The sequence below is a fragment of the Sphingomonas prati genome, assembly GCF_014643515.1.
GTDB lineage: Bacteria > Pseudomonadota > Alphaproteobacteria > Sphingomonadales > Sphingomonadaceae > Sphingomonas_R > Sphingomonas_R prati.
This window is the reverse complement of the sequence record NZ_BMJP01000002.1, coordinates 474,809-494,984: the sequence shown is the minus strand read 5'-3', so window position 1 is coordinate 494,984 and position 20,176 is coordinate 474,809. Positions and strand designations below refer to the sequence as shown.

General features: G+C 65.4%; 17 protein-coding genes. 11 read left to right on the top strand and 6 right to left on the bottom strand.

Annotated elements, in window-relative coordinates; genetic code table 11:
* Positions 1-210: 210 nt before the first annotated feature.
* The 3 genes from egtB to IEX50_RS10195 all read left to right on the top strand — a co-directional run bounded on the left by egtB (position 211) and on the right by IEX50_RS10195 (position 5,753).
* Positions 211-1,476, top strand: coding sequence for an ergothioneine biosynthesis protein EgtB (gene egtB, locus IEX50_RS10205; RefSeq protein ID WP_157176591.1), 1,266 nt, complete (start codon positions 211-213; stop codon positions 1,474-1,476).
* Positions 1,476-2,465 carry an L-histidine N(alpha)-methyltransferase gene (egtD, locus tag IEX50_RS10200; protein ID WP_157176592.1) on the top strand — a complete coding sequence of 330 codons (990 nt, stop codon included), beginning with the start codon at positions 1,476-1,478 and terminating at the stop codon, positions 2,463-2,465. Before egtB ends, egtD begins: the two co-directional genes overlap by 1 nt.
* Positions 2,466-2,675: 210 nt before the next feature.
* A complete protein-coding gene (locus IEX50_RS10195; protein WP_157176593.1) occupies positions 2,676-5,753 on the top strand; it encodes a rhamnan synthesis F family protein in 3,078 nt (1,025 codons plus the stop codon).
* A 31-nt stretch (positions 5,754-5,784) separates the two neighbouring features.
* Here IEX50_RS10195 and IEX50_RS10190 read toward each other — a convergent pair whose 3' ends face one another.
* Positions 5,785-6,900 carry a hypothetical protein gene (locus IEX50_RS10190; RefSeq protein ID WP_157176594.1) on the bottom strand — a complete coding sequence of 372 codons (1,116 nt, stop codon included), beginning with the start codon at positions 6,898-6,900 and terminating at the stop codon, positions 5,785-5,787.
* A 232-nt stretch (positions 6,901-7,132) separates the two neighbouring features.
* Here IEX50_RS10190 and IEX50_RS10185 point away from each other — a divergent pair, with 232 nt between their 5' ends.
* Positions 7,133-8,047 carry an NAD-dependent epimerase/dehydratase family protein gene (locus IEX50_RS10185; RefSeq protein ID WP_229673905.1) on the top strand — a complete coding sequence of 305 codons (915 nt, stop codon included), beginning with the start codon at positions 7,133-7,135 and terminating at the stop codon, positions 8,045-8,047.
* 38 nt (positions 8,048-8,085) lie between these two features.
* Here the strand turns inward: IEX50_RS10185 and IEX50_RS10180 are convergent, their stop codons facing one another.
* From IEX50_RS10180 to crtY, 4 genes are all read right to left on the bottom strand, one after another.
* Positions 8,086-9,024, bottom strand: coding sequence for a phytoene/squalene synthase family protein (locus tag IEX50_RS10180; RefSeq protein ID WP_229673879.1), 939 nt, complete (start codon positions 9,022-9,024; stop codon positions 8,086-8,088).
* Positions 9,021-9,602 (bottom strand): LOG family protein, encoded by a 582-nt coding sequence (locus tag IEX50_RS10175; protein ID WP_157176596.1) that lies wholly within the window; start codon positions 9,600-9,602, stop codon positions 9,021-9,023. The genes IEX50_RS10180 and IEX50_RS10175 overlap by 4 nt, the downstream gene beginning before the upstream one ends.
* Before the next feature lie 150 nt (positions 9,603-9,752).
* On the bottom strand, positions 9,753-11,315 hold the full coding sequence (locus IEX50_RS10170; RefSeq protein WP_157176597.1) for a phytoene desaturase: 1,563 nt from the start codon (positions 11,313-11,315) through the stop codon (positions 9,753-9,755).
* On the bottom strand, positions 11,315-12,478 hold the full coding sequence (gene crtY / locus IEX50_RS10165; protein WP_157176598.1) for a lycopene beta-cyclase CrtY: 1,164 nt from the start codon (positions 12,476-12,478) through the stop codon (positions 11,315-11,317). The genes IEX50_RS10170 and crtY overlap by 1 nt, the downstream gene beginning before the upstream one ends.
* A 313-nt stretch (positions 12,479-12,791) precedes the next feature.
* On the opposite strand from crtY, the gene IEX50_RS10160 reads away from it, so the two are divergent.
* From IEX50_RS10160 to IEX50_RS10150, 3 genes are all read left to right on the top strand, one after another.
* Positions 12,792-13,706, top strand: coding sequence for a sulfite exporter TauE/SafE family protein (locus IEX50_RS10160; RefSeq protein WP_157176599.1), 915 nt, complete (start codon positions 12,792-12,794; stop codon positions 13,704-13,706).
* Entirely contained in the window at positions 13,703-14,464 is a 762-nt protein-coding gene (locus tag IEX50_RS10155; protein WP_157176600.1) for a TIGR02186 family protein, read from the top strand. The genes IEX50_RS10160 and IEX50_RS10155 overlap by 4 nt, the downstream gene beginning before the upstream one ends.
* An 83-nt stretch (positions 14,465-14,547) precedes the next feature.
* Positions 14,548-16,209: an ATP-binding protein gene (locus tag IEX50_RS10150; RefSeq protein WP_229673877.1), complete on the top strand. Its 1,662-nt coding sequence runs from the start codon at positions 14,548-14,550 to the stop codon at positions 16,207-16,209.
* Positions 16,210-16,256: 47 nt separating this feature from the next.
* On the opposite strand, the gene IEX50_RS10145 is transcribed toward IEX50_RS10150, so the two are convergent.
* Positions 16,257-16,739: an MmcB family DNA repair protein gene (locus IEX50_RS10145; protein WP_157176601.1), complete on the bottom strand. Its 483-nt coding sequence runs from the start codon at positions 16,737-16,739 to the stop codon at positions 16,257-16,259.
* A 212-nt stretch (positions 16,740-16,951) separates the two neighbouring features.
* Between IEX50_RS10145 and IEX50_RS10140 the strand changes: the two genes are divergently transcribed.
* From IEX50_RS10140 to sufC, 4 genes are read left to right on the top strand one after another with little or no spacing between them, the layout of a single operon-like run.
* Complete coding sequence (locus tag IEX50_RS10140) at positions 16,952-17,422, top strand: RrF2 family transcriptional regulator (protein WP_157176602.1); 471 nt, start codon at positions 16,952-16,954, stop codon at positions 17,420-17,422.
* Positions 17,419-18,900 (top strand): Fe-S cluster assembly protein SufB, encoded by a 1,482-nt coding sequence (sufB, locus tag IEX50_RS10135; protein ID WP_157176603.1) that lies wholly within the window; start codon positions 17,419-17,421, stop codon positions 18,898-18,900. The genes IEX50_RS10140 and sufB overlap by 4 nt, the downstream gene beginning before the upstream one ends.
* On the top strand, positions 18,897-19,238 hold the full coding sequence (locus tag IEX50_RS10130) for a hypothetical protein (protein WP_157176604.1): 342 nt from the start codon (positions 18,897-18,899) through the stop codon (positions 19,236-19,238). Before sufB ends, IEX50_RS10130 begins: the two co-directional genes overlap by 4 nt.
* Positions 19,239-19,982: a Fe-S cluster assembly ATPase SufC gene (gene sufC / locus IEX50_RS10125; RefSeq protein WP_157176605.1), complete on the top strand. Its 744-nt coding sequence runs from the start codon at positions 19,239-19,241 to the stop codon at positions 19,980-19,982.
* Positions 19,983-20,176: the final 194 nt, after the last annotated feature.

Genomic DNA, 20,176 nt, shown 5'->3' with positions numbered 1-20,176 from the left:
GCCTGCCGGGGCCTAGACGCGACCGCTTCACCCAGGCCCCGGCCTGCGCCGGGGAACGATACAGCCGTCACCATCCGTATTCCACGAAGGCGGGGATCCAGCCCGAACCGCAAACTAAAACCCACCAGCACCAGTGTAAGCAATACACAGGGCAACCAAACCCACCCTCACCGGTTCTCCCCATCTAGACGGACGACGGGACCGAAACGAATGGCAACACACGCACTCCCCGCCCGCCCCGATCCGCTCCTCGCCGACCTCGCGCGCTGTCGCGACCTGACCGTCGCCCTCGTCGCCCCGCTGTCCGATGCCGACGCCACCGTCCAGTCGATGCCCGACGCGTCCCCCGCCAAATGGCACCTCGCCCACACTACCTGGTTCCTCGAAACCTTCGTGCTGCGCGATCACGTCCCTGGCTACACGGCGTTCGACCCGTCCTTCGCCTACCTCTTCAACAGCTATTACGAAGCCGAGGGCGCGCGCCACAGCCGCACCGCCCGCGGTCTCATCACCCGCCCGTCGCTCGACCGCATCCTCGCCTGGCGCGCGCATGTCGACGCGGCGATCGCGGACGCCGCCCCGCTGCTCGGCTCCGACGCCCGCACGCTGATCGAACTCGGCATCCACCACGAACAGCAGCATCAGGAACTGCTCCAGACCGACATCCTCCACCTTTTCGCGCAAAACCCGACCGCCCCCGCAATCTGGGATCACCCGCGCGACACCCCCGCCGCCATCCCCGGCCCGATCGAATGGATGCCCGGCCGCACCGGCATCGTCCAGCTCGGTCACGGCGGCGGCAGCTTTGCGTTCGATTGCGAAGGGCCGCGCCATGACGTGCTGCTCCACCCGCATGCGCTCGCCGACCGTACCGTCACCAACGCCGAATGGGCGCACTTCATCGCCGACGGCGGCTACGATCGCCCCGACCACTGGCTCTCCGACGGCTGGACTTGGGTAAAGGCGGAGGCGATCGAAGCGCCGCTCTACTGGCAGCGCGCGGGCGACGGCTGGGCCAGCTTCGCGCTCGACGGCCTCCACCCGATCCGCCCCGCGGCCCCCGTCACGCACATCAGCCATTACGAGGCCGACGCCTACGCCCGCTGGGCCGGTGCACGCCTGCCGACCGAACCCGAATGGGAGTCCGCCGCCGCCGGTCACGATCCCGCGGGGGGCAACCAGCTCGACACCGCCGGCCCCGTCCGCCCGCGCGCCGCACCCGCCGGCACGGGACTCCGCGCGCTGTTCGGCGACGTGTGGGAATGGACCGGTTCGGCCTACCTGCCCTATCCCGGCTTCCGCACCGCCCCCGGCGCGGTCGGCGAATACAACGGCAAGTTCATGTCCGGCCAGTCGGTGCTGAAGGGCGGCAGCTGCGCCACCCCGCGCGGCCATGTCCGCGCCTCCTACCGCAACTTCTTCTATCCGCATCAACGCTGGCAGTTCACCGGGCTGCGCCTCGCAAGGGACCTGTGATGACCGATCTGGCCGAACCCATCGCCCCCGCGCTTCACGACCGGCGCGCCGCCGATCCGGCGTTCCGCGCCGACGTGCTGGCTGGCCTCGCCGCCCGCCCGCGCGCCATCCCCGCACGTTGGTTCTACGACCGCGAGGGGTCGGAGCTGTTCGAGAAGATCACCGATCTCCCCGAATATTACCCCACCCGCGTCGAAACCGCCCTGCTCAGCCGCCACGCCGGCGACATCGCGAAGCTGGTCGGTCCCGGCCGCGCGGTCGTCGAATTCGGCTCCGGCTCCTCCACCAAGACGCCCCACCTGCTCGCCGCGGTCGAACCCGCCGCCTATGTCCCGATCGACATCTCCGGCGACTTCCTGCGCGAATCGTCCGCGGCACTGGCGGCCGATTTCCCGAAGCTGCCGATCGTGCCGGTCGAGGCCGACTTCATGCACCCGATCGCCACGCCGGACCGCATCGCCGGTCTGCCGCGGCTCGGTTTCTTCCCCGGCTCGACGATCGGCAACATGGTCGCCCGCACCGCGGTCAACCTGCTCCGCGCGATGGTCGAGACGCTCGGCGAAGGGTCGATGCTGCTGATCGGCATGGACCGCGTCAAATCACCAGACGTCCTCGTCCCCGCCTATGACGATGCGCAGGGCGTCACCGCCGCGTTCAACCTCAACCTCCTGCATCGCATCAACCGCGATCTCGATGCCGACGTCCCCGTCGACGCCTTCCGCCACCGCGCGGTCTGGAACGACGTTCACGCGCGCGTCGAAATGCACCTGGAGGCGACCCGCGACGTCGCGTTCACCATCGTCGGCGAACAGTTTATGATGGCCGCCGGCGAGACGATCCACACCGAGAACAGCCACAAATATGGCCCGCGCGACGCCCGCGTCCTGCTCCGCGCCGGCGCCTGGGAACCGATCGCCGAATGGACCGATCCCGACGACCAGTTCGCGCTCATCCTGGCGGAGGCCCGCCCGGCCGGGGTCGCACCCTGAACGCGTTTCGGCGCCTGACATATGTTACCAGAAAGCCGGGCTTTGTGAGGACAATGTGGCAGACTTAACGGCCGAAATGCCTCGGCACTATTCCGTCAAACGGTTCCCCCGGGAGTTTGAACCACTCCGGCGGTTCATGGCCGCCGGCCATTCCAATTGTCACGGAGGTCCCGTATCCTGACCCTCTTATAGGTAGGAATTGGGGTTCTCATGTCCGACGATGGTTGCTGCACGGTTGAGGATGTCATCAATGCCTATGATGTTTTTCTGGGACGGCGGGCGGAATCCTACGCCGTCTGCCTGGAAAAGGTAGGACAGAGCATTGAGGCTCTCGTTCGCGGCTTCTGGAACTCCTCGGAATTTCTCGAAACGGTTCTCGGCAAACTGATGAACGGCGGTGACGGGGGCAACCGGTTCCCCGGCAACCCGCAACGCAAGCAATTGCAGTGGCTCGACAAAATACTGCCTCTCACGGAGAGCGGCAGTCGTGAGCTCGCCACCGCTCGCTCTTGGCCGCAAACCTACGCCGCCCTGCTGGCCGATCCGGGTGTCGTTGCATTCCTTCTCGGCCTCGACCTGGCATGGAAACCGGATGACCTGCTGTACCGGCTCGGCCACTGGAAGGACTGTTTCCCGAACTCGCGCGACAGCGCGTTCAAAGGGCCGGTCCGCGCACGTGCGAGCGACAAGGCGACCCGCGCCATGCCCGCGGACTTCGATGCCAAAGTCTATTCCCATTACTCGGACGTAAAAACGGGCACCATGGCGCCCGTCAGGCATTATCTTGAAATCGGAGCCTTCCAGAACCGGGTGTTCAATAATGACTCGCTGAATACGCGACGCGTCTTCATTCGCCAGTATCTCGATGATGTCTTCTACCGGCAGCAGCGCCCGGATCTGCGTCTCGAACAGGACGCGGTAGATGATTGGATCTTCTATGGTTCTATCATGGGTCTTCTCCCGGCGCACGACTTTTCACCGACCTACTATCTCGAGGCCTATCCCGATCTTGCCGTCAGCGGAACGGACCCGTTCGAACATTTCCAGAAACATGGCCGGTTCGAAGGCCGCTCCGGTCGGTTTGATTTCGATGAAGTTTGCCGGCCGGGCGGGCGCCCATGGAATAAGGAACTGCCCTCGATCGCCATAGCCTGTCACGAGGCATCCCGGACAGGCGCTCCCCTGCTCGGGCTTGCGCTGCTCCGCGCATATCAGAAAACGCACAATGTCATCCTCATCCTCGTTCGCGGCGGCGAACTTGTTGACGCGTTCGAGCAGGAATGTGTCTGGTCCATCGATGCCCAGGTTTCGAAGCGGGATGCAGTCGAACTGGTCCGGGAACTGCGCGAACGGTTCGAAGTCATCGGTATTGTGTTCAACTCGGTCGAAGCGGCTACGTTGGCCGAAGCAGCCTTGGTGTCCGACGTCCCGTCGGTCGGGCTCATTCACGAATTTGCGAGCTACACGTTGCCGATCCCGCGTATGATCGGCACCGTCGAACTCATCGACCTTGTCGTTACGCCGGCTGATCTGATCGCGGAATCGATCCAGGAGCAGGCGACGACCTACCGCGGCGGCCGCATATCCAACATCACGGTCCGGCCGCAGGGCTATCTACCGCGTGAACCGCTCCGGGAGATTCCGAAGGGCGATCTCACACCCGCCAATCTCGCGGCATCGCTCGGCGCACGGGCGGGCGACTATGCGCTCGTGCTAGGTGCAGGCACGGTTCAGATGCGGAAGGGAACCGATCTGTTCATCCAGATCGCCGATCAGGTCCGGCGCAAATATGGAAAGCCCGTTAAGTTCGTCTGGGCCGGCCATGGCTATGATCCGGCGAATGAAACGCAATACTCGCTCTGGCTGAAGAGCATGATCGAAATCCTCGATCTCGAACACGACCTGCTTCTCGTACCGCCGCAGAAGCAATTGGATTTCCTGATGCAGGCAGCCGACGTGTTCGTGCTGTCGTCCCGCATGGATCCCTTTCCGAACGTCGCGCTCGATGCGTTCGCCGCCGATAAGCCGGTGATCTGTTTCGATGGTGCAACCGGTATTGCCGATGCGATCCGAACGCACGGCTTCGCCGGCGGAGTTGCGCCATTCTGCGACGTCGCCCTGGCCGCGGACCTTGTTGTCGAAAGCCTCAACCGGGGTGATCTTGGCGGCCGTAACCGGGATATCGTCGCCAGCAAGTTCGCGTTCCAGGACTACGCCGATGACATCGTCCGCTCCCTTACGCAGGCCCAAAAGATTGTTGATGATCGCGTTCGCCTGACCGGGGAAATTGACGCAATCGGATGCTTCGACGCGTCCTACCATGAAGGCGGCGCAATCCTGTCGAAGATCGCTGCCGAGACCGCACTCAAGACATATGCCGCCCGCTCGATGAAGGGCATCATCGCGCGAAACCCCCGCCCCGGGTTCAGCGAGGGTGCGGCGCTCGACGGCCGCAAGCATCTCGGCAAGCCCGGGCTGTTGCTGGAACAGAGTAACGGAGCGTGCGCCGCCACGCATCGGTCGGTCGATCTCGAGAAGGCCAAGTCCGTCCCGCTGGGCGCGACGACACCCAGCGTCCTGATGCACCTCCACATGCACTATCCGGATCTGGCCGATGAATTTGTGACGCTGTTCAACGAGGCGAATCTGGAAGCCGACGTGGTCATCACGACCAGCAGCCGGCTTGGCCGGATCGAATGCGAGCATGCGTTTTTGAAATATCGCGGCGGCAAGGTGTCCGTGATCGAAGGTGGCAACATCGGTCGCGACGTCGTTCCCTTCATCCAAGTGATCCCGCCGTTCCTCGAACGCAAATCCTATGATGTCGTCGGTCATTTCCACGGGAAGCAGTCGGTGGCCGCGTCCCGGCAACTCGGCGACGTCTGGCGGGCATTCCTGACGTCGACGCTGATCGGCGATGCTGACAATCTGGCGAAGGTGCTGCAGAACTTCGTTGCCGACGAGAAGCTCGGATTACTGTTCGCCGAGGATTATCATTATGTTGGTTGGACGAAGAACCGGTCGTTCGCGGTCGATCTCGCGAAACGGCTGACGCCCGAGCCGAACATTCCGAACGAACCGGTGTTTCCGATTGGGACGATGTTCTGGGCACGCCCGGACGCCCTCCAGGCGATCTGGAACGATCAGGACTGTCTCGGCGATCTTCCGGGTGAACCGCTTCCTTACGACGGGTCAGTGCTGCATGCCTTCGAACGCATGATCCCGTCGATCGTCGAAGCGGCCGGTTATGAATGGATGACGGTGCACCGCAACGGCAAGGGCTGGTAACAAGCCGGCGCGGTCACGATCGGGATCGGCATCAGCCGATGATCGTGACCGCGCCAGTGGCATCCTTGCGCTTCAGCTTGTGATCGCGAGAATCGATAAACAAGGATTGGGCCCCGGCGGCCGGTGCCGGCACTGCTGATGCCTGCACCTCCGTCATGGTCAGCACGCCTTGCGGAAGGCGAACCGCCTTGCGGGCAACCGCGACAACATCCTGCCCGCCAGCTTGCAGGACTACCTCGCCGCCCGCATCGCGCGCGTCGATCGCCAGCTTGCCGGCCCCGCGGTGGACGATCGCCGATCCGCCGCCCGCGCCGCCCTTTCGGATAACTTGCAGCCCAACCGTGGAGCCTGGCGCACCGTAGACATCAATAGCGCTGCTGCCGGCCGCCCCGCGGTCCCGCCCGATCGACAAGCGGACGTCACCGGACTGATTGGCACCCAGGTCGGTCTCGTTCCCGGAACCGGAGATCCGCGTGACCGGCAGACCCGGCACGACTTCGTTCCGCAGGAAATCCTTCCAGGTCCCGCCGTTCCGACCGGCAAAAAAGGCGGCATCATTGTCGCCCTTATCCGCGAGGGTCGCTACCCCCCGTTCACTGCCGTCGCCGCCGGGCGTCTCAGGCGCGTTGACGCCCAGCAATGTGCGGACCCCGCGCACCGGCAGGCCCCGGGCATCGAACGCGTAGCTCACCCCCTCGAGCACCGCGGCAAAACCCGCCCGCGTTCCGACATTGACCAGATGCCCGGCTACGTCGCCGACTCCGTTGCGCGCCATCACATTGGTCCCGTCGATCTCGCCGGGAACGCGAGAGGTCAGCCAGTCCCGCTTCGTCACGTTGACGCCAAGCCCATAAGCCGCACGCGCCGGCCCCTGCGCGACCCCGCTGCCTTCCTCCTCCACCTCGATTGTCTGACCGAACCATGGAACCGCATGCGTTCCGGTCCAGCGATAATGAAGTCGCGTTTCGGTCATGCTGCCAATCGGATCGCTCGGCTGGCCGTACGCCAGCGCGCCGATTGACGGGCCGCCGGTTGCAGCCACAACGCGCGGCATTGCCGGCTTGGCTCTGGCAACGGGGATAGGCGGCTGCCCGGCATCAGCCTGCGCCCCGACTGCAATCAACCCGAAGAGCAACAAGACGACCATTGGTATTTCCCTTCCGGTCGCGCGACGCAACGACCTGCACAAGCTCGACCCGGTCGAAGGTTGCCCTTCGTCCCGAATGGGCTATCGTCATACCCAATTCGTCAATCGGGCTGAGGGCGCCGCTCCGCAACGGGTTTCACGGCGATTTTCAGGACGGAGACCGGTAAGGCACGCTTCGGGACGGAGCCGCATCGACACACTTGCGGTATCAAACAAAGGATGAAGCGTGAGCATGATCGGTGTTTTCGGTGCGAACGGGTTTATCGGTCGTCACGTGGTTCGCCGGTTAATTGGACAAGGTTTGCCGGTCGTCGCCTTCGGCCGCGATTTTCCGGCCGACTATGCCGAACTTGTCGGCGGTCCCGTCGAAATCCGGCGGATCGACCTGATGAACAGCCTGGAAACACACGCGTCGCTCCAAGACGTGTCCACGGTGGTGCAACTGATAAATTCATCGACGCCCGGGATGGCCAACAATCAAGTCGTGTCCGACCTCAATAACAACGTCGCACCGCAAATCAGCTTCATCGAAGCCTGCATTGTATCCAAGGTTAAGAATTTTATCTTCATATCTTCAGGTGGTACCGTTTACGGTATGCCAAAATACTTGCCAATTGATGAGAAACACCCGACTAGTCCGTTGAATTCCTACGGAATGACGAAATTAATCGTCGAACAATATCTTGAGTTGCTCTCGCGCAATACGGACACGGGGTACACCAACTTGCGAGTGTCGAATCCGTACGGCCCCGGACAGGATAGCAAGAAGGGTCAGGGCTTGATCGGCACAATCCTGAAACTCCATCGGCTCCGGCAACCGCTCACAATCTTGGGCGATGGCACCAGTCAGCGCGACTATCTCTATATCGACGATCTGATGGACGCCGTCGCGGCCGCGGTGGAACGGCCGCCCATTAACGGCCCGCTCAACATAGGCAGCGGCACCGGTCGATCAGTGCTGGATGTGATCGCCGGCGTCGAACATCTTCTAGGCCAGCCTTTGCTGGTGCAATATGCCCCCGGCAGGACGACCGACGTTCCGGTAAACATCCTCGACGTAAAAAAGGCCGCCGATCTGCTCGGCTGGGTGCCTTCGACGGACTTTGAAGATGGCTTGGCGCGGACGCTGGCAACATGGAAATACTAATCACCACACCGTTGTCCTGTCGGGCCAGAATCGTTGGCCTACCGTCCCGGCCGCATCCATAGCCCGGACCGCGTCCGCGCATCCGCATAACTGGCGCGCCGCGCTGCCTGCACGCCCGCCTTCGCGACCCAGCCCAGCTTGTCCGCCTTCGTCGTGAACACACGGCTGTCCCACGCCCGCTCGCCCCGCCGCGCGACCTCACGCGCGATATCGCCGTAGATCCCCGCCGCGGACAGCACCGCCCAGGCGGACCGAAGCGTTAACGCCGGCGTCCCGGCCCGCGCGCTCGCTTCATACCCCTCCGCCATCGCGGCCAGCCGCCGCCCCAGCACCGCGATCCGCGGGCGGTACAGCGGTCGCATCGTCTCGCCCGGTGGCACGTCCATCTCCGCCAGCCAGTCGGCCGGCAGGTAGCAGCGCCCGGCCGCATCGTCCTCACCGACATCGCGCGCGATATTGGCCAGCTGGAACGCCAGCCCCAGGTCGCACGCGCGGTCCAGCGTCGCATCGTCCGCCGGATCGACGCCCATCACCACCGCCATCATGCACCCGACGACGCCAGCCACATGATAACAATAACGCAGCAGATCGTCCGTCGTCCGCGGGCTGAATCCATCCGCATCGAGCGCGAACCCCGCGATCAGATCGTCCACCCACGCCTGCGGCAACCCCACCTCCGCGGCCACCACGCCTAACGCGTCAAAGGCCGGGTCACCCGTCGCCTCGCCCGCCATCGCGCGCGCAGACAGATCGCGGATTACTGCCAAGCGCGCATGCGGATCGTCCACCACGCTGATCGCTGAGCCCAGATCCTGCCCATCGGCCAGATCGTCGCACCGCCGGCACCAGGCATAAAGCAGCCACGCCCGCTCACGCGTCGCCGGCGCGAACAGCTTGGACGCCACCGCGAACGACTTCGATCCCTTGGCGATGCTCTCCCGCGCCTGCTCGACCAGCGCGGCGCGGTCGCGGATCACAGCTCGCGCGCGCCCATCGCCACGATCGTCCGCGGCGGCACATACGCCGCCATCCGGTCGATCAGCCGGTCGAGTTCGGTATCGACCACCAGAATCTCGCGATGCTCCGCCCGCAGGAACCCGACCTCCGCCATCTTGGTCACGAACCCGACGAGCAGGTCGTAATAGCCCGCCACGTTCAACAGCCCGACCGGCTTGGCATGGTAACCGAGCTGCGCCCAGCTCATCGCCTCCCACAACTCGTCCATCGTGCCCGTCCCGCCCGGGATCGTCACGAACCCATCCGACAGGTCGGTAAACAGCTGCTTGCGCTCATGCATCGTCCGCACGGTATGCAGTTCGGTACAGCCCAGATGCGCCACCTCGGCGGATACCAGCGCATCCGGAATCACCCCGATCACCTCGCCCCCGGCCGCCAGTGCCCCATCTGCCACCGCACCCATCAGCCCGAGCCGACCGCCGCCATACACGACCCCGATCCCGCGCTCCGCCAGCCGGCGACCAATGCCGCGCGCGCTCTCGATATAAACGGGATCAGCCGGGGTCGCCGACCCGCAGTAAATGGCAAGACGCTTCACGCAGAACCTCTTCACATAACAAAGCCCCCTCCCTTTCAAGGGAGGGGGTTGGGGGTGGGTGCTACAGCACCACGAGTCCAACGTCACCGATCAAGCGCACGTACCACCCACCCCCGGCTCCTCCCTTAAAAGGGAGCGGGGAAGAAGAAGCTAAACCCGCAACCCCTCGAGCATCAGCGCAGCGGTCGCCTTCGCACTCCCGACCACACCCGGAATTCCCGCACCCGGATGCGTCCCGGCCCCCACGAAGTACAGGTTCGGTATCACGTCATCGCGGTTATGCGTCCGGAACCAGGCCGACTGCGTCAACACCGGCTCGAGCGAGAACGCACTCCCCAGATGCGCGCTCAGGTCGCGTCCGAAATCCTGCGGCGTGTAATGGAACTGCGTCATGATCCGCCCGCGCAGGTCGGGGATCAGCCGCTTCTCGATTTCGTCCAGGATGCGCTCGGCATATTTCGGCCCCTCGACCTCCCAGTCGATCGGCAGCTTGCCCTGATGCGGCACCGGCGCCAGCGCATAGAATGTCGAGCAACCCTCCGGCGCCAGCGACGGATCGCTGACGGTCGGATGGTGCAGGTACAGCGAAAAATCCTCCGCCAGCACGCCGTGGTCGTAGATGTCGGTCAGCAACTCGCGGTAGCGCGGGCCGAACAGGATCATGTGGTGCGGGATGCCCGGCCACGTCCCCTTGATGCCGAAATGCACGACGAACAGCGACGGGGAGTAGCTCTTCCGCTCCAGCTTCGCCGCCGCCCGCTTGCCGCGCGGCGTATCCTTCAGCAGGTCGCGATACGTATGGACGATGTCCCCGTTCGACGCGACCGCATCCGCCGTGATCGTCTCGCCACCGGCCAGCCGCACACCCGTTACCCGGTCGCCCAGCGTCTCGATCCGCTCGACCGGGCTGGCCAGCCGCAACGTGCCGCCCAGCCGCTCGAACTGCGTGCACAACGCCGCGATCAGCTGGTTCGTGCCGCCACGCGCGAACCAAACGCCGCCGTCCTTCTCCAGCTTGTGGATCAGGGCGTAGATCGCGCTCGTCGTCATCGGGTTGCCGCCGACCAGCAGCGTGTGGAACGACAGCGCCTCGCGCAGCTTCTCGTTCTTCACGAAACTCGACACGACGGAGTAGACCGAGCGCCAAGCCTGGTATTTCGCGAGCGCAGGCGCCGCCTTCAACATCGACGCAAAGTCGAGGAACGCGACATGGCCGAGCTTCAGATACCCCTCGCGGTACACGCCGGCCGCATAATCCAGGAACTTGGCATAGCCCGCGATATCGTCGGGGTTAAGCTTGCCGATCTCCTCCATCAACGACGCGTCGTCGTTGGAATAGTCGAAATTCGTCCCGTCCGGCCAGTTCAGGCGGTAGAACGGCGTCACCGGCAACAGCTCGATATCGTCGGCCATCTGCCGACCACTCAGGCCCCACAATTCCTGCAGGCACGCCGGATCGGTGATGACGGTCGGGCCGGCATCGAACGTGAACCCGTCGCGTTCCCAGACGTACGCCCGTCCGCCGGCCTTGTCGCGCGCCTCGACCAGCGTCGTCTGCACGCCCGCCGATTGCAGCCGGATCGCGAGCGCCAGCCCGCCGAAGCCCGCGCCGATCACCACCGCGCTCTGCGGCTGTGCCCCGGCCCGCACTGGGACCGCACCGGCCGTGACGGTGCCGGCACCAATGGCCGAATTCGCTGCTATTGTCGCCATTACCGTCGCGTCTCCCCGAGCGCCGCGATCGCGCGGCCCACCGGAACCGGCGGCTTGCCCGCCAGGATCCGGAACTTGTCCATGCCGGTCGATTGCGCGGCATAGAAACGCCGCACCAACCCACCATCCAACGTGTAGAAGCGTTCCAACACGCGGTAGCGTTCCGTCGGCGCCGCCGCCCGGAACAGCATCCGGTCCAGCATCCGATAGAAGCCGCGCGCATCCCACGCCGCGCGCGCATGCGCCCGCAATCGGGTGTGCAGCGCCGCGCCCGACAGGTCGGTCTCGCCTGCGATCATCACCGCGGTCCGGATCGCATCCGGCAACGAATATCCCGTCGTCGGATGATACATCGCCGCCCGCGCGCCGACCTTCGCCACGCCGCCGCTGCCCGACTGCCAATAGGCGTCGAAATCGCCGCCCATCACCACCGGCAGCACGCCCGACTCGCGTCGCGCGATGCTGTTGACCTTCCACCCGCGCGCCTCGGCATATCGCGCGATCCGCGCGGCGATGCTGTCGACATGCAGGTGCGCGAACTCGCTATAATAAGTGTCCTCGACGAACACGCGATTCTCGGCGAACGGCAGGCAATAGACGAAGCGATAGCCGTCATGTTGCTCGACGGTCGCGTCCATCACGATCGGCCGTTCCAGCCCATGCGGCGCATCGAGCACCAGCTCGTGCCCCACGAACTTCTGCCACCCGCAATCGAGATGCCGAAGCGTCGCCCCCCCACGCGCGTCGATCACGCCGCCTGCCTCGATCCGCGTCCCGTCGTCGAGCACCGCCGCCTTGGGCGATGCCGCCAGCACGCGCCGCCCGGTCAGGATCCGCTCGGCCGGCATGGCGACGCGCACCGCGTCCTCCAGCCGTTCCGATTCGATCGAATAATAAGGCGTCCCGAGCATCCGCGCATGAGCCGGAAACTGGACATCATATCCGCGCCAGCCATAGGAAATCAGCGGCGTCACCAGCCAGCGATCCGCCTCGTCCACGTCGCTGTCGAAGAACGACCAGACATGGTTCCCGCCGATCCGGTCGGTCTCCTCGATCAGCAGCACGGTCAACTCGGGCCGCCGCTTCGCAAGCGCCAGCGCGACCAGCCCGCCCGCCAGCCCGGCGCCCAGCACCGCAACGTCGCATTTCAGACTGTCTGCCATTGCTGTCGTTCTACCCCACCCTGATGCGACGAGATAGTAGGACCTTTGGTCCTACGTCGGCAGCGAAGAACCGTCCAAAACCACCATCGCCCCCTCCCCCATTGGGGGGAGGGTCGGGGAAAGAGGGAGGCCTGGAGTACCTAGCCCAACCCACGTCCCACCTAGGACTACCCCTCTCCCCAGCCCTCTCCCCAGAGGGAAGAGAGAGCTTACTCACCGCCTGCCGCAACCGCCAATATGTTCCACGTGGATCACTCCCCAACCCACAACCCGCTTCCACCCCCCGACCGGACCCGCTAGTCCAGCCCGTACGATGGATATCTATCTTCCGATCGCCGGCCTCTCCGTGAACGCCTTGGTCATCGTCGCGCTCGGCGGTCTGGTCGGCATCCTGTCCGGCATGTTCGGCGTCGGCGGCGGGTTCCTCACCACGCCGCTGCTGATCTTCTACGGCATCCCGCCCGCGGTCGCGGTGGCGTCCTCCGCCACGCAAATCACCGGGGCCAGCGTGTCCGGCGTGTTCGCGCACATGCAGCGCAAGGGCGTCGATTTCCACATGGGCGGCGTGCTCGTCGCGGGCGGTGCTGCGGGGTCGGTCGCCGGCGGCTTCATCTTCCGGGCGCTGCAACGCTCCGGCCAGATCGATACCGTCGTGGCCTTGCTCTACGTCTTTCTGCTCGGTGGCATCGGGATGCTGATGGCGAAGGAAGCGGTCACCAGCGTCTATGCGGTCCGCCGCGGCCGGCCCGCGCCCGGCGGCCCGCGCCGCCATCACCCGCTCGTCGCCAGCCTGCCCGGCCGCTGGCGCTTCTACCGCTCGGGGCTCTACATCTCGCCGGTCGCCCCGTTACTGCTCGGCTTCTTCACCGGGCTGCTCACCGTCCTGCTCGGCGTCGGCGGCGGCTTCGTGCTGGTGCCGGCGATGATCTACCTGCTCGGCATGTCGACGAAGGTCGTCGTCGGTACCTCGCTGTTCCAGATCCTGTTCGTCACCGCGGCCACCACTATGGTCCACGCGCTCACCACCCACGCGGTCGATATCGTCCTCGCGGTCCTGCTGCTGATCGGCAGCGTGTCCGGCGCACAGATCGGCGCACGTTTCGCCAACAAGGTGAAGCCCGAATATCTCCGTCTGTTCCTCGCGGTCATCGTGCTGTTCGTCGCGTTCCGCGTCGGGCTTGGCCTCACTTGGCGGCCGGACGACATCTACACGGTGCAGGTGCTGTGAAGCGCGCTGCGCTCGCGCTCTGCTTGCTGTCCCCGCTCCTCCTGGCGCAGTCCGTGCCGCGGCTGGTGCCCGACGTGTCGCAACGCCGGATCGACATCGTCTACAGCTTCACCGGCGCCGAACTGCTGCTGTTCGGCGCGATCCTCTACCCCGGCGGCCGCGTGCCGACGCGCGACGCGGACATCGCGATCGTCATCAAGGGGCCTGCCGAACCGATCGTCCTGCGCGAAAAGCAGAAGGTCGCCGGTATGTGGATCAACGCGGACAGCGCGCGCTTCCGCTCGGTCCCGAGCTTTTACGCCGTCGCCGCCTCGCGCCCGCTCGCCACGCTGGTCGACGATCGCACCGCTGCGATCTACGAATTCGGCGTCGACAATATCCAGCTATCGCCGGCCAGCGGCAAGGTCCCCGCCGAACAGCGCCGGCTAGAACGCGGCCTCGTCGACCTCAAACGCCGCCAGGGCCTTTACGTCGAGGAAAAGACCCGCGTCCGGATCACCGAAGGCGTGCTCTACCGCGCCCGCATCCAGCTGCCCGCCCGCGTGCCGGTCGGCGTCTATACGGCCGAGACGTTCCTGCTGGTCGATGGTCGCGTCGTCGCCGGTGCCACGCGGGAAATCGCGATCGAGAAGACCGGCTTCGAACGTTACGTCGCCGCTGCCGCCGCCGATCGCGGCTTCCTCTACGGGCTGTTCGCGGTCGTCGTTTCGCTCGTGCTGGGCTGGGCCGGCGCGGTGCTGTTCCGCCGGTTGCGCTGATCCGCCAGGCCATCGTCCTTGTTCAAATCTTAAGGCGCAGCGGCCTATTCCTCGACGGGTTTCGTTAAGGAAGGCGTACGCTGATGGACATGTCGATGGGCGGGGATGCGTTCCGTGCTGCCGTGGCGGTCGCGGACGACGCGGCCGCACTCCCCGAAATCGGTCGCCTTCTCGATGTCGCGGGTTCGGCCACGCGCGTCGTGCTCGACGCCGCGCTGATCGACCGGCTCGCGCAGGATCCCGACCCAGCGATCGCCGCAGCGGGTCAGGTCGGCAGCCTCGTCAAGATGATCGTCGCGAACCGCTGGCTGATCGCCAATGTCCGCTCGATGCGACTGTCCGGCACCGACGGCGACCGGATACTCGCCGACATCGATTTCCTGGGCGAGGCGGACTACGACGCCGCGGCCGACACACTCCGCAGCTTCCGGCGCGGCATCACGCGCTACCCCGTCCCCGGCGCGCGCGTCTTCCCGCTGTCCGGCGCCGACATGCGCCAGGTGTTCGCCACCGACGACCGCGCGCATATCGAAATCGGCACGATCTATCCGACCGCCGACATCCGCGGCGCGCTGTTCATCGACGCGTTCCTCGGCAAGCACTTCGCGATCCTCGGCTCCACCGGCACCGGCAAGTCGACCGCCACCGCGCTCATCCTCCACCGCATCTGCGAACGTGCGCCGGAGGGCCACATCGTGATGATCGATCCGCACGGCGAATACAGCGCGGCGTTCCAGAAGACGGGCGAGATCTTCGACGTCGGCAACCTGGCAATGCCCTACTGGCTCATGAATTTCGAGGAGCATGCCGAAACCTTCGTCACCACGACCGGTGCGGAGGGCCATGTCGATCGCGACATCCTCGCCAAATGCCTGCTCGCCGCACGGATGAAAAATCGCCTGGCGGAGGGGATCGCCAAGCTGACGGTCGACGCCCCAATCCCCTATCTGCTGTCCGATCTGTCGAACATGATCCAGGCCGAGATGGGCCGCATGGACAAGGCCACCGACAGCGCACCCTACCTCCGGCTGAAGGCCAAGATCGACGAGATCAAGGCCGACTCGCGCTATGCCTTCATGTTCTCCGGCATGCTGGTCGGCGACACGATGGGCGCGTTCCTGGCGAAACTGTTCCGCCTGCCCGGCCACGGCCGCCCGATCTCGATCATCGACATGTCGGGCGTGCCGTCCGAAATCACCGGCGTCGTGGTGTCGATGCTCAGCCGCATGGTGTTCGACTATGCGATCTGGGCGCGCGGCGAGGCACAACGTCCCGTCCTGCTGGTGTGCGAGGAAGCACATCGCTACATCCCCGCGGACCGCACCGGCGGCGGCCAGGCGGTGCGCAAGGTGCTCGAACGGATCGCCAAGGAAGGCCGCAAATACGGCGTCTCGCTCGGCCTCGTTACGCAACGCCCGTCCGATCTAGCCGAAGGCGTGCTGTCGCAATGCGGCACGATCATCGCGATGCGACTCAACAACGATCGCGATCAGGCGTTCGTAAAGGCCGCGATGCCGGAGGGCGCACGCGGTTTCCTCGACTCGATCCCCGCGCTCCGCAACCGCGAAGCCGTGATCTGCGGCGAAGGCGTCGCGATCCCGATCCGCGTCCAACTCGACGACCTCGAACCCGAAAAACGCCCCGCCTCCAGCGACCCCGCCTTCTCTGTCCTCTGGCGCCAGTCCGGCGGCGAAGACGCGATCATCACCCGCGTCATTCGCCGCTGGCGCAACCAGGGGCGATAGGTCTATTTCTAAGCCCCTCTCCTTCAGGGGAGGGGCTAAGAAAGCGCTCAGTCCAACCCCACCAACCCGAGATCCAGCCCCCCCAGCAACCGCCGGGCCGCCCGCCTGGCAAAGCGCAAAGTCTCCACCTTGCGCCGCGCCGCCGCCATCGGCCGCACCGCCGCCGCGCGCATCACCTCGGCATCGTAGCGATCCGCCACGATCAACCCGCACACGTCGGGCAGGAACGCATCCTCCCCGAACGGCGCCAGGTCGAAGCCCGCCGGCACCGCCCAGTAATAACGATCGCAATAATCGAGATACTCCGGCCACTTCGCATCCCCGCGCAGGTCCGCGCGCGACACCTTGATCTCCACGATCACCACCTGACCCTTGGCATCGATCGCCATCAGGTCCGCCCGCCGCCCATTGCCCAGCGGCACCTCGCACAGCGCCATCGCATCCTGCCGAAACAACAACCGCGCCACCCCCCGCGCGACGTCACGCGCCACCAACGGGCTGTCATTGAAACAGGAAGGTGCAGTCGCCATGCCACCGGTTTAGAACAAGTCAAGAACACACGGAAGCCAAAAAGCCCCCTCCCTTTCAGGGGAGGGGGTTGGGGGTGGGTGCAACCGCTGCCCAAACGCAACAGCGCCGCAACGCCGCCAAGGACCAAACGCCCACCCCCAGACCCGGCTTGATCCCCCCCGGAAAACCCCTATCTCCCAATCCTACCGAATCACTCCGATTGGACCACCCGTTGCGGCTATCCTCGCTCGCTGACTATGCCGTCGTCATCCTGACCGCGGCCGCGCGCCATCCGGCGGGCGACCGGCTGTCCGCGACGCTGCTCGCCGGCGAAACCGGCGTGCCGCTGCCCACGACGCAGAAGCTGATGGGGCGGCTCGCCGCATCCGGGCTGCTCACCTCGGCGCGCGGCACCGGCGGCGGCTTTCTCCTGGCGCGCGCCCCCGCGGGGATCAGCCTGGGGGAGATCGTCGAGGCGGTCGAGGGTCCGATCGCGATGACGACCTGCGTCGACGGGAACCGGCACGACTGCGCGCTCGAAGGCGCCTGTTCGGTCCGGCCGCACTGGTCGGCGGTGAACGAGGCGATCCGCGGTGCGCTGGGCGGTGTCTCACTTGCCACGCTCGCCGGCACGACACCGGTAGCCACGAAAACCACACGAACGACAGAAGCCGCGCCGATCGCGGCAGGAGCAACGGCATGACGGACGTCCGCAACCGCGAAGCACATGAGGCCGTCGAAGAAGCGTCGACCTACAAATATGGCTTTGTCTCCGACATCGAACAGGATTTCGCGCCCAAGGGGCTGAGCGAGGACACCGTCCGGTTCATCTCCGCCAAGAAGGGCGAGCCCGAGTGGATGCTCGACTGGCGGCTGAAGGCCTATGCCAAGTGGCTGACGATGGAGGCCCCCGACTGGGCCAAGCTCGACATCCCGCCGATCGACTATCAGGACGCCTATTATTACGCGGCGCCCAAGGAGAAGCCGAAGCTCGGCTCGCTCGACGAGGTCGATCCCGAGATCCTGCGCATCTACGAAAAGCTCGGCATCCCGATCGAGGAGCAGAAGCTGCTCGCCGGGGTCGAGGGCGCCGAACCGCCGCGCCGCATCGCAGTCGACGCGGTGTTCGACAGCGTCTCGGTCGCGACCACCTTCCGGGCGGAGCTTGAAAAGGCGGGCGTCATCTTCCGCTCGATCTCCGAGGCGATCCGCGAATATCCCGACATGATCAAGCAGTGGCTCGGCAAGGTCGTGCCCGCGCACGACAACTATTTTGCCACGCTCAACAGCGCGGTCTTCTCCGACGGCACGTTCGTCTATATTCCGGAGGGCGTCCGCTGCCCGATGGAGCTCAGCACCTATTTCCGGATCAACGCGGCCAACACCGGCCAGTTCGAACGGACGCTGATCGTCGCCGACAAGGGCAGCTACGTCTCCTATCTGGAGGGCTGCACCGCGCCGATGCGCGACGAAAACCAGCTCCACGCCGCGGTCGTCGAACTGGTCATCCTCGACGATGCGGAGATCAAATACTCGACCGTCCAGAACTGGTACCCCGGCGATGCGGACGGCAAGGGCGGCATCTACAACTTCGTCACCAAGCGCGCGCTGTGCCAGGGCAAGAACAGCAAGGTCAGCTGGACGCAGGTCGAAACCGGCTCCGCGGTGACGTGGAAGTACCCGTCCTGCGTGCTGGCAGGTGAGAACAGCGTCGGCGAATTCTACTCGGTCGCGGTCACCAACAACATGCAGCAGGCCGATACCGGCACCAAGATGATCCATCTCGGCAAGGGGTCGCGTTCGACCATCGTGGCGAAGGGCATCTCCGCCGGCCGGTCCGACAACACCTATCGCGGCCTCGTCCGCGTCGGGCCGACCGCGGAAAACGTGCGCAACTTCACGCAGTGCGACTCGCTGCTGCTCGGCGACCAGTGCGGCGCGCACACCATCCCGTATATCGAGATTCGCAACCCCACCGCGCAGATCGAGCATGAGGCCACCACGTCGAAGATCAGCGACGACCAGATGTTCTACGCCATGTCGCGCGGCCTCGACCCCGAAACCGCCGTCGGCCTGATCGTCAACGGGTTCGCCAAGGAAGTGCTTCAACAGCTCCCCATGGAGTTCGCGGTGGAGGCCCAGAAGCTGCTCGGGATCAGCCTCGAGGGTTCGGTCGGATGAACCCGGTCTACACCCGCGTCGCGATCGACTACTCGCCGATGGATGCGACGAAGGTGTTCGTGAAGGACGCATCGACCTTCTCGGCATCCTCGCTCCTCAGGCAACGCGATCCCAAGTCGAACCGCCTGCACCATTTCAAGCGCGAGCTGGTGCGGCTGAGCGAAGCGGTGGGCAGCCCCCGGGTGCCCGTCTTCGTGCGGTGGCCCAATGCGGGGCGGCTGCGCATGGACAAGGGCTGCCTCGCCCAGGCGCTCGAATCCGGGTTCATCCTGGACCTGACCAACGGTGACGGCGGCTTCGTGTCGCACGTCGAACTTGCAGAATCGAAGGACTCCTAAGTGCTCTCCATCCAGAATCTTCATGCCGAAATCGACGGCAAGGTCATCCTCAAGGGCCTGACGCTGGAACTGGGCGCGGGCGAGATCCATGCGATCATGGGCCCCAACGGCGCCGGCAAGTCGACGCTCGCCTATGTCCTGGGCGGCCGCCCGGGCTACGAGATCACCGAAGGGTCGGTCACGTTCCAGGGCAAGGATCTGCTCGACATGGCGCCGCACGAACGCGCCGCCGCCGGGCTGTTTCTGGGCTTCCAGTACCCGGTCGAGATCCCCGGCATCTCCAACGTCCAGTTCCTCCGCACCGCTTTGAACGCGCAGAAGAAGGAGCGCGGCGAGGCCGAACTGTCCGGCGGCGCCTTCCTCAAGATCGCGCGCGAACAGGCCGACGGTCTCGGCCTCGACATGGACATGATGAAGCGCCCGGTGAACGTCGGCTTCTCCGGCGGTGAGAAGAAGCGCAACGAGATGGTCCAGATGGGCATCATCGACCCCGCGCTCGCGGTGCTCGACGAAACCGATAGCGGCCTCGACATCGACGCGCTCCGCATCGTCGGCGACGGCATCAACCGCATCATGCGCAAGCCCGACAAGGCCGTGCTGCTGATTACCCACTATCAGCGCCTGCTCGACTATGTCCGCCCCGATTTCGTCCACGTCCTCGCCGACGGCCGCATCGTCCGCTCCGGCGGCGCCGACCTCGCGCTCGAGCTGGAACGCGCCGGCTACGCTGGGATCGCTGCATGATGGACGGCACCCCCGCCCACACGCAGCGTACCCCCGCGCAGGCGGGGGTCCAGCTCCGCGCTCCGACCTGGGTCCCCGCCTCCGCGGGGATACGCAAGCGTGTTGCGAAGCCAGCAACGCCCCACCCGTTCCCCGGCGCAGGCCGGGGCCTAGACGCAATCTCGCACCAAGGCCCTGGCCTACGCCGGGGAACG

What these genes read in the sequence shown, in the direction of transcription:
- egtB (WP_157176591.1), top strand. Translation starts at nt 211, where the DNA reads ATGGCAACACACGCACTCCCCGCCCGCCCCGATCCGCTCCTCGCCGAC.
- egtD (WP_157176592.1), top strand. Translation starts at nt 1,476, where the DNA reads ATGACCGATCTGGCCGAACCCATCGCCCCCGCGCTTCACGACCGGCGC.
- IEX50_RS10195 (WP_157176593.1), top strand. Translation starts at nt 2,676, where the DNA reads ATGTCCGACGATGGTTGCTGCACGGTTGAGGATGTCATCAATGCCTAT.
- IEX50_RS10190 (WP_157176594.1), bottom strand. Translation starts at nt 6,900, where the DNA reads ATGGTCGTCTTGTTGCTCTTCGGGTTGATTGCAGTCGGGGCGCAGGCT.
- IEX50_RS10185 (WP_229673905.1), top strand. Translation starts at nt 7,133, where the DNA reads ATGATCGGTGTTTTCGGTGCGAACGGGTTTATCGGTCGTCACGTGGTT.
- IEX50_RS10170 (WP_157176597.1), bottom strand. Translation starts at nt 11,315, where the DNA reads ATGGCGACAATAGCAGCGAATTCGGCCATTGGTGCCGGCACCGTCACG.
- crtY (WP_157176598.1), bottom strand. Translation starts at nt 12,478, where the DNA reads ATGGCAGACAGTCTGAAATGCGACGTTGCGGTGCTGGGCGCCGGGCTG.
- IEX50_RS10160 (WP_157176599.1), top strand. Translation starts at nt 12,792, where the DNA reads ATGGATATCTATCTTCCGATCGCCGGCCTCTCCGTGAACGCCTTGGTC.
- IEX50_RS10150 (WP_229673877.1), top strand. Translation starts at nt 14,548, where the DNA reads ATGGACATGTCGATGGGCGGGGATGCGTTCCGTGCTGCCGTGGCGGTC.
- IEX50_RS10145 (WP_157176601.1), bottom strand. Translation starts at nt 16,739, where the DNA reads ATGGCGACTGCACCTTCCTGTTTCAATGACAGCCCGTTGGTGGCGCGT.
- sufB (WP_157176603.1), top strand. Translation starts at nt 17,419, where the DNA reads ATGACGGACGTCCGCAACCGCGAAGCACATGAGGCCGTCGAAGAAGCG.
- IEX50_RS10130 (WP_157176604.1), top strand. Translation starts at nt 18,897, where the DNA reads ATGAACCCGGTCTACACCCGCGTCGCGATCGACTACTCGCCGATGGAT.